The sequence below is a fragment of the Denitratimonas tolerans genome, from assembly GCF_037203605.1.
Classification (GTDB): Bacteria; Pseudomonadota; Gammaproteobacteria; order Xanthomonadales; family Xanthomonadaceae; genus Denitratimonas; species Denitratimonas tolerans.
This window is the reverse complement of record NZ_JBBDHC010000026.1, coordinates 1-8,292: the sequence shown is the minus strand read 5'-3', so window position 1 is coordinate 8,292 and position 8,292 is coordinate 1. Positions and strand designations below refer to the sequence as shown.

General features: G+C 65.8%; 9 protein-coding genes. All 9 read left to right on the top strand.

Annotated elements, in window-relative coordinates; genetic code table 11:
- Window positions 1-248: 248 nt before the first annotated feature.
- Entirely contained in the window at window positions 249-617 is a 369-nt protein-coding gene (locus WB794_RS13155) for a rhodanese-like domain-containing protein (protein WP_337336314.1), read from the top strand.
- 14 nt (window positions 618-631) lie between these two features.
- Window positions 632-1,267: an SAM-dependent methyltransferase gene (locus WB794_RS13150; RefSeq protein WP_337336313.1), complete on the top strand. Its 636-nt coding sequence runs from the start codon at window positions 632-634 to the stop codon at window positions 1,265-1,267.
- A gap of 12 nt (window positions 1,268-1,279) precedes the next feature.
- Window positions 1,280-1,636, top strand: a complete 357-nt coding sequence (locus tag WB794_RS13145) for a carboxymuconolactone decarboxylase family protein (protein WP_337336312.1) — start codon at window positions 1,280-1,282, stop codon at window positions 1,634-1,636.
- 97 nt (window positions 1,637-1,733) lie between these two features.
- Window positions 1,734-3,305, top strand: a complete 1,572-nt coding sequence (locus WB794_RS13140; RefSeq protein ID WP_337336316.1) for a cytochrome ubiquinol oxidase subunit I — start codon at window positions 1,734-1,736, stop codon at window positions 3,303-3,305.
- Window positions 3,306-3,316: 11 nt separating this feature from the next.
- On the top strand, window positions 3,317-4,471 hold the full coding sequence (gene cydB / locus WB794_RS13135) for a cytochrome d ubiquinol oxidase subunit II (protein WP_337336311.1): 1,155 nt from the start codon (window positions 3,317-3,319) through the stop codon (window positions 4,469-4,471).
- Between the two features lie 21 nt (window positions 4,472-4,492).
- Complete coding sequence (gene cydX / locus WB794_RS13130; protein WP_337336310.1) at window positions 4,493-4,609, top strand: cytochrome bd-I oxidase subunit CydX; 117 nt, start codon at window positions 4,493-4,495, stop codon at window positions 4,607-4,609.
- Window positions 4,610-4,612: 3 nt separating this feature from the next.
- Window positions 4,613-6,334: a thiol reductant ABC exporter subunit CydD gene (cydD, locus tag WB794_RS13125; RefSeq protein ID WP_337336309.1), complete on the top strand. Its 1,722-nt coding sequence runs from the start codon at window positions 4,613-4,615 to the stop codon at window positions 6,332-6,334.
- A complete protein-coding gene (gene cydC / locus WB794_RS13120) occupies window positions 6,331-8,052 on the top strand; it encodes a thiol reductant ABC exporter subunit CydC (RefSeq protein ID WP_337336308.1) in 1,722 nt (573 codons plus the stop codon). Before cydD ends, cydC begins: the two co-directional genes overlap by 4 nt.
- A 73-nt stretch (window positions 8,053-8,125) precedes the next feature.
- Window positions 8,126-8,292: ATP-grasp domain-containing protein (locus WB794_RS13115; protein ID WP_337336315.1), on the top strand; the 167-nt coding region annotated here is incomplete at its 3' end.

Here is an 8,292-nt window from a genome sequence, read left to right as displayed (position 1 = left end):
TCGGTGAGAAATGGCTACGCACTGAGCCGCTGCGTGGCCCCGCGATGTCGAAAACCCACGCATGAACCCCCGATCTGCGCCCGATCTGTGCCCGATCTGTGCCCAAAGCGGCGCTTGCGCGGCCGCTTCCTACCCGCCAGACTGGCCGAAAAGGGCGTTTGAATTTCCTATACCCCGGCCTTCGAGGTCATCCAGACCCTGCACGGCATCTATTGCGGACCGGGCGCGACCGGTGGGGATGAAGCGACATGATCGCGCTGCTGAAAACCCTGTTCGGGTTCGGCGGTGAACAGGTGTCCGTGCAGCAGGCGGTGCAACGCATCAATGCCGGTGTCCTGCTGCTGGACGTGCGCGAGCCGGGCGAATTCAACGCCGGCCACGCGCTGGACGCGCAGCCGCTGCCGCTGGACCGCATCCGTGCACAGCGCCACGCCGCGCTGGCCGCGCTGCCAGCCCACAACGGCGAACTGCTGCTGATCTGCCACAGTGGCGTGCGCTCGCGTCTGGCCCAGAACCTGCTCGGCCAGCGCCAGGATTGCCGCTGCATCAACGTGCGCGGCGGCATGGCCGCATGGGCCGCCGCCGGCCTGCCGATGAGCCGTGCCACGTCCAGCTGATCGAGGAGATGTCCATGAACACCAAGACCGGTATCGCCATGTGGGATGCCCGCTTCAACACACCCGACTACGTCTACGGCACCGAACCCAACGCCTTCCTCGTAGCCCAGTCACACCGTTTGCAACCGGGCATGCGCGCCCTGGCGCTGGCCGATGGCGAAGGCCGCAACGGCGTCTGGCTGGCACAGCAGGGCCTCGATGTACTGTCGGTGGACGGCTCGGAAACCGCACTGGCCAAGGCCCGTGCGCTGGCCGCCGCACGCGGTGTGACACTGGAAACCGAACAGGCCGATCTGGCGCACTGGGATTTCGGCCAGCAACACTTCGATCTGGTGGCCGCGATCTTCATCCAGTTCGCCGGCCCGGAACTGCGCCAGCGCCTGTTCGCCGCAATGCGCGACAGCCTCAAACCCGACGGCCTTCTGATCCTGCAGGGCTATCGCCCGGAACAGCTCGACTACGGCACCGGCGGGCCGAAGCAGATCGAACAGCTCTACACCGCCGCCATGCTGCGCGAAGCCTTCGCCGGCATGGAGATCCTGCACCTGGAAGAACACGACTCGGTCATCAGCGAAGGCTGCGGCCACAGCGGCATGTCGGCGCTGGTCGATCTGGTCGCACGCAAACCTGCCGCCAACGCGGACAACTGAAAGGACAACAACATGGACAGCACCCGCTATCAGGACCATATCGCCAACATCAATCGCCACCTGGCACCACTGCGCAGCGGCATTCCCGACACCCTGCAGGGCTTTGGCGCGATGGCGCGCGCCGCGATGGCGCCCGGTGCGCTGGATGAAAAGACCAAGGAGCTGATCGCCATGGCGATCGGTGTGGCGACGCGCTGCGACGGCTGCCTGGGCTTCCACGGCAAGGCCCTGGTGCGGCTGGGCGCCAGCGACGAGGAAGTGCGCGAAATGCTCGGCGTGGCGGTCTACATGGGCGGCGGCCCCTCGCTGATGTACGCCGCCCATGCCTGGGAGTCGTACCGCGAGTTTGCTGCGGCTGCGACAAAGTGACGCACCCTCCGGCGCCACCACTTTGACCCCGATCAAACCTTTCAGACTGCGACTCGAGCAGCCTGAAAAAAGAGCCTGACGAAGGAGTAGCACCATGATGCCGGACCCGTTGGTCGTCGACCTGTCGCGACTGCAATTCGCAGCCACGGCGATGTACCACTTCCTGTTTGTTCCCCTGACCCTGGGCCTGTCGCTGATGCTGGCGATCATGGAGTCGGTCTATGTGATGACCGGCAAGGAAATCTACAAACAGATGACGAAGTTCTGGGGCAAGTTGTTCGGCATCAACTTCGCGCTGGGTGTGGCCACCGGCATCACGATGGAGTTCCAGTTCGGCACCAACTGGTCGTACTACTCGCAGTACGTGGGCGACATCTTCGGCACGCCGCTGGCGATTGAAGGGCTGATGGCGTTCTTCATGGAATCGACCTTCGTGGGGCTGTTCTTCTTCGGCTGGGACAAGCTCAGCCGGGTCAAGCACCTGATGGTGACCTGGCTGGTGGCGCTGGGCTCGAACTTCTCGGCGCTGTGGATCCTGATCGCCAACGGCTGGATGCAGTACCCGGTGGGTGCCGAATTCAATCCGGAAACCCTGCGCATGGAAATGAGCAGCTTTGCCGAGGTGTTCTTCAACCCGGTGGCACAGGTCAAGTTCGTGCACACGGTCTCGGCCGGTTATGCCACGGCGGCCTGCTTCGTGCTGGGCATCAGCGCCTGGTATCTGCTCAAGGGCCGGCATATCGCATTCGCGCAGCGCAGCTTCGCGATCGCGGCCGCCTTCGGCCTGGCTTCGGTGCTGTCGGTGATCACTTTGGGCGACGAGAGCGGCTATGAGATCGGCCATTCGCAGAAGGTCAAGTTGGCCGCGATCGAGGGCATGTGGGAAACGCACCAGCCGCCGGCACCGTTCACCGTGGTGGGCATGATCGACTCGGAGAACATGAAGACCGATTACGCGATCGAAATCCCGTGGATCATGGGCCTGATCGCGACCCGCTCGGTCGACAAACCGATCACCGGCATCCGCGATCTGGTGGCCGAACACGAGATCAAGATCCGCAACGGCATGCAGGCCTACGCCGCGTTGCAGCAGGTGCGCGCTAACCCGGAAGACGCTGGCGCACGCGCCCGCCTGATGGAACACCAGGCCGATCTGGGCTATGGCCTGCTGGTCAAACGCTACGCCCCGGATGTGGTGGATGCCACCGACGAGCAGATCGCGCAGGCAGCACGCGACGGGATTCCACCGGTCGGACCACTGTTCTGGGCTTTCCGCATCATGGTGGGCGCCGGTTTCTTCATGCTCGGCGTGTTCGTGCTGGCGATCATTGCGACCTCGCGCAATACCGTGTTGCGCCAGCGCTGGCTGCTGAAACTGGCGGTGTTCACGATCCCGATGCCGTGGATCGCCTCGGAAATGGGCTGGTTCGTGGCCGAGGTCGGACGCCAGCCATGGACGGTGGCGGAAATCCTGCCGACCTGGATCAGCGTGTCCTCGCTCAGCGTCGGTGATCTGATCTTCAGCCTGGGCGGTTTCGTGCTGCTCTACACCGCACTGCTGGTGGTCGAGATGTATCTGATGATCAAGTTCGCGCGACAGGGACCGGATGATCCGACTCCGACAGGCGGTGCCGATACGCCGTCGCTGACCAGCGCGCAGCAGGCCTGAGGAGCACCGCCATGACTGAACTTCTCGCTTTCCTGATGAGCTATGAAACCCTGCGTTTCATCTGGTGGCTGTTCCTGGGTGTGCTGTTGATCGGCTTCGCCATCATGGACGGCTTCGATCTGGGTGTCGGTGCCCTGCTGCCATGGGTGGCGCGCACCGATGACGAGCGCCGCGTGCTGATCAACGCCATCGGTCCGACTTGGGAAGGCAACCAGGTCTGGTTCATCCTTGGAGGCGGCGCGATCTTCGCGGCCTATCCGCTGATCTACTCGGCCGCCTTCTCCGGCTTCTTCGTGGCGCTGATCCTGGTGCTGTTCGCGCTGATCCTGCGGCCTGTCGGTTTCGACTACCGCAGCAAACTGCCGCACCCGCAATGGCGCTCGATGTGGGACTGGGGCCTGTTCATCGGCGGCTTCGTGCCGGCACTGGTGTTCGGCGTGGCCTTCGGCAATCTGCTGCAGGGCGTGCCGTTTTATTTCGACGATTCCCTGCGGGTGCACTACGAGGGCGGCCTGCCCGGCCTGCTGAACCCGTTCGGCCTGCTGGCCGGCGTGGTCAGCCTGTCGATGCTGGTGATGCAGGGAGCCGCGTTCCTGCTATTGAAGACCGTCGGCCACCTGCGCGAACGTGCACACCGTGCGCTGGGTGTGGCGGCACTGGTGTTCGCACTGAGCTTCGCGGGTGCCGGACTGTGGGTCGGTTTCGGCATCGACGGCTATGTGCTGACCGCGTTCGCCGGCACCGAAGCCGCTTCCAATCCGGTGGCCAAGGAGGTGGTGCGCCAGACCGGTGCCTGGTTCGCCAATTTCAAGGCCACGCCGGTGTTGTGGCTGGTGCCGTTGCTGGCTTTCACCGGTGCCTTCGGCGCCTGGTGGCTGGCGGCCCGGCGACCCGGCGTGGGCTTCATCGCCAGTTCGGTAGCGGTGGCCTGCACCATCCTGACCGCCGGCATCGCGATGTTCCCGTTCATGATGCCCTCCAGCCTGGAGCCAGCGCACAGCCTGACCGTCTGGGATGCAACCTCCAGCCTGCTGACGCTGCGCTGGATGTTCTGGATGACGGTGCTGTTCCTGCCGCTGATCCTGTTCTACACCAGCTGGGTATTCAGCGTGCTGCGCGGACCGGTGACGCTGGAACAGGTGAGCGACTCGCACGAGCATTACTGAGCGGAACAAAGGAGAACGAGCATGTGGTATTTCACGTGGATCCTCGGCGTACTGATGGCCTGTTTCGCCGGCATCATCAATGCGATGTGGCTGGAATTCCATGGTTATCCGGACGAGGACGGCAACGACCAGTACTGACCGGTGGAACCTGCCATCAGCAGCGATGTGCAGTGGCTGCAACAGCGCACCGCATCCGTGTCCGGGCTGGTGCGTCTGGCCGGGCTGGCCGGTGCGGCGGCGGTACTGGCGCATGTCGGATTCGCCGCTGCGCTGGCATTTGCCGTCGGTACCTGGGTGCAAGGGCGTTTTGATACCGGCTGGCAGTTGCTGGCGATGGTGCTGGCAATCGGCGCGCGCAGCGGGCTGCTGGCGCTGCGCGACTACGCCGGCGGCCTCGCCGGGTTGAGGCTGCGCCAGCAGGTGCGGGCCGAAGTGCTGGATACGCTGGAACGCCTCGGCCCGCTGCGTGGCCACGCCGGTGACGACGGCGCGTTGTCGACGCTGGTCACGGAACAGGTCGATGCGCTGGATGGACACGTCTCGCGCTACCTGCCGCAACGCCTGACGATCGCGCTGGCCCTACCCACGCTGCTGCTGGCGGTAACGCCGTTCAGTTGGATGGCGCTGCTGATCCTGGCCGGAACCGCGCCGCTGATTCCGGTGTTCATGCATCTGGTCGGGCGTGGCGCGGCGGCCGCCAGCCAGCGCCAGGCCGATGCGCTGGCACGGCTTGGCGGACAGTTCCTGGATCTGGTCCGGGGTCTGCCGATGCTGCGCCTGCTGGGCCAGGTGATGCCGGCTGCCGCGCGTCTCGGGCACGGCATCGAGGATTACCGCACCCGCACCATGCAGGTGCTGCGGCTGGCTTTCCTGTCCTCGATGGTGCTGGAGCTGTTCGCCTCGCTATCGATCGCGATGCTGGCGCTGTATCTGGGGCTGTCGCTGCTCGGGCGTCTGGATATCGGCCACTACGGCCAGACGATGACGCTGGGCCCTGCGCTGTTCATGCTGCTGCTGGCACCGGAGTTCTACGCCCCGCTGCGCCAGCTCGGTGCCGATTACCACGTGCGCGCCGATGCGCTGGCTGCTGCTGCCAGACTACGTGGATTGCAGGCGCAACTGCCGGCCGCTGCCACTGCAACGGCAGCGATGCCTGCGAGCACTGCACGCAGCGATCCGGCAGCGCCGCTGATCGTGTTTGAGCATGTCGGCCTGCGTCATGCCGATGGGCGTGTGGCGCTGGAAAACGTGTGTTTCACCGTCAACGCCGGTGAGCGGATCGCACTGCGCGGTGCCAGCGGTTCTGGCAAGAGCACGCTGCTGGCGCTGGCTGCCGGCCTGATCCAACCGACCTCTGGTCGCATCCTGATCCACGGCCAGGCACTAGACACCACCGCCTGGTGGCCGCGTCTGGGCTGGATGGAACAACGCCCGGAATGGTTTTTCCAATCCATCCGCGACAACGTGCTGGTCGGACAGCCAGCCGACGAGGCGCGACTGTGGCAGGCGCTGACCGAGGCCGGACTGGACGAAGTGGTCCGCGCCCTGCCCAGCCAGGCCAATGCGGTGGTCGGCAGTGCACAGGGCACGCTGTCGGGCGGGCAACTGCAACGCCTGGCGCTGGCCCGTGCGCTGGCACGCGATGCCGATGTCTGGCTGCTGGATGAGCCCTTCTCGCAACTGGACGCAGAAACCGGCATGCGCCTGCGCCACACCCTGGGCCTGGCCAGCCACGGCCGCACCGTGCTGATGGCCACGCACGAAAGCGAAGACCCGGACTGGATCAACCGCACCCTGCTGCTGGAGCGCGGCCGGCTGCTGGCCGACAGCAGCCGGCCGGATGTACCGGAGCCCGGCATATGAGCGGCATCGACCAGAAACCGCCGCACGATGCCGCGATCCCGCGCTTCTCGCAGCCACGCCATCTGCGCTGGTTCGCGTTGGCTGCACTGCTGGGCAGCATCACTCTGCTCGCCTCGCTCGGGCTGCTGGCGCTGTCCGGTCACTTCATCACCGCCACCGCCATTGCCGGCGGCAGTGTCGCCAGCGCGGCGGTCTTCGACATCTTTCGCCCCGGCGCGATGATCCGTTTCTTTGCCATTGCCCGCACCGCCGGGCGTTATGGCGAACGCATCATCTCGCACGAAGCGGTGCTTCGGCTGCTGGCTGACCTGCGCCGGCATGCCTTCTCGCGTCTGGCACGGCTGGCACCCGAACCGCTGGCCCGCATGGCCGATGGCGACCTGTTGCAACGTCTGGTCAGCGACATCGATACCCTCGACGAAGCACCACTGCGGGTCTGGCTGCCGTGGCTGTGGAGCCTGCTGGTCACGGCGGTTGCGTTGCTATTGCTGAACTGGGCGCATCCGCAGCTGGCGCTGGGCGCGCTGCCCTGGTTGCTGATGGCCACGTTGGGCCTACCACTGCTGCTGGCCTTCGGTGCCCGCCGCAGCGGCGAACATTTGGCGGCCTTCGGTGCCCACCGTCGCAGCGAGCTGATCGATGCACTACGCGGTTTCGTCACCCTGCGCCTGAGCGGTGCCTGGCAACAGCGCCGCGCCGACTGGCTGGCCAACGACCAGGCCCTGCTGCAACTGCAATGGCGCCAGCGCCTGCTTCAATCCCTGGCCGTGGCCGGCATCACCGCGCTGGTCGGGCTGGCCACTTGGCAAACCGCACGCCTTGGTCACGCCCTGCTCGCCGGCGATGCGGTGAGTGCGCCATGGCTGGTACTGGCTATCCTGGCGGCATTCGGCACGTTGGAAGCCATCACCCCCTGCGCCGGCGTGGTGCTGGCCCATGGACGCTCACGCGCCGCCGCCGACCGGCTGGAGGCGCTGTATCGGCTTGAACCGTTGCTGGATTTTCCCCGTCAGCCAGCCGAACCATTGACTGCGGAAGCTGGCAATTTCGCGCTGACAATGGACGGCGTTCACTTCCGCTGGCCCGACCGCAGCGTCGGCATCGAGGTGGACACGCTGTGTATCGAGGCCGGTGAACGGGTGCTGGTCAGCGGCCCGTCCGGCGGTGGCAAGTCGACGTTCGCGGCGCTGGCGGCGCGCATGGCCGACCCGGATCGCGGCACGATCCGCTTTGGCGGCCACGCGTTGCATCGCTTCGATGAAGCCACACTGCGCCGGCATATCGCCCTGCTGCCGCAGCGCCCGCACCTGTTTGCGATGACGCTGGCGGAAAACCTGCGGCTGGGCGATCCACAGGCCAGCGACGACGAACTGCGCGCCGTGCTGGCCGCCGTGGACCTGCAGAGCTGGTTGGCACAATTGCCCGATGGGATGGCCACACCCCTCGGCGAATACGGCCGTGGACTATCCGGCGGCGAAGCGCGGCGCGTGGCGACAGCCGCGGTGCTGTTGCGCAAAGCCGCACTCACCATCCTGGATGAACCCTTCGAAGGCCTCGATCCGGCCAGCCGCGCTCGCGTGGCAGACGGCATCGACCACTGGATCGGCCCGCGCAGCCTGATCATCGCCACCCACCGCGATGTCGCCATGTCCGGCAAGGTGCGGAAGCTACGGGTCGTGGATGGACGGCTGGTGACAGATTCGTCCACGCTCCGCTGAAGGTTGTCACCCCGCCCGCATTCCGCCATTTCCGGCACGGCGGATCGTCACTGGGCGCAGTGCAGGCGGACGTATACTCGGGCCTTCCTTCGAGTACCAGGCCAAGGAGCTGTTTGCTCAGTTCGGCATTCCGGTTCCGGCTGGCAAGATCGCACGCACGCCAGATGAAGCCGTCGAGGCCGCCAAGGCCATCGGTGGCGACTTCTGGGTGGTCAAGGCCCAGATCCACGCGGGCGGCCG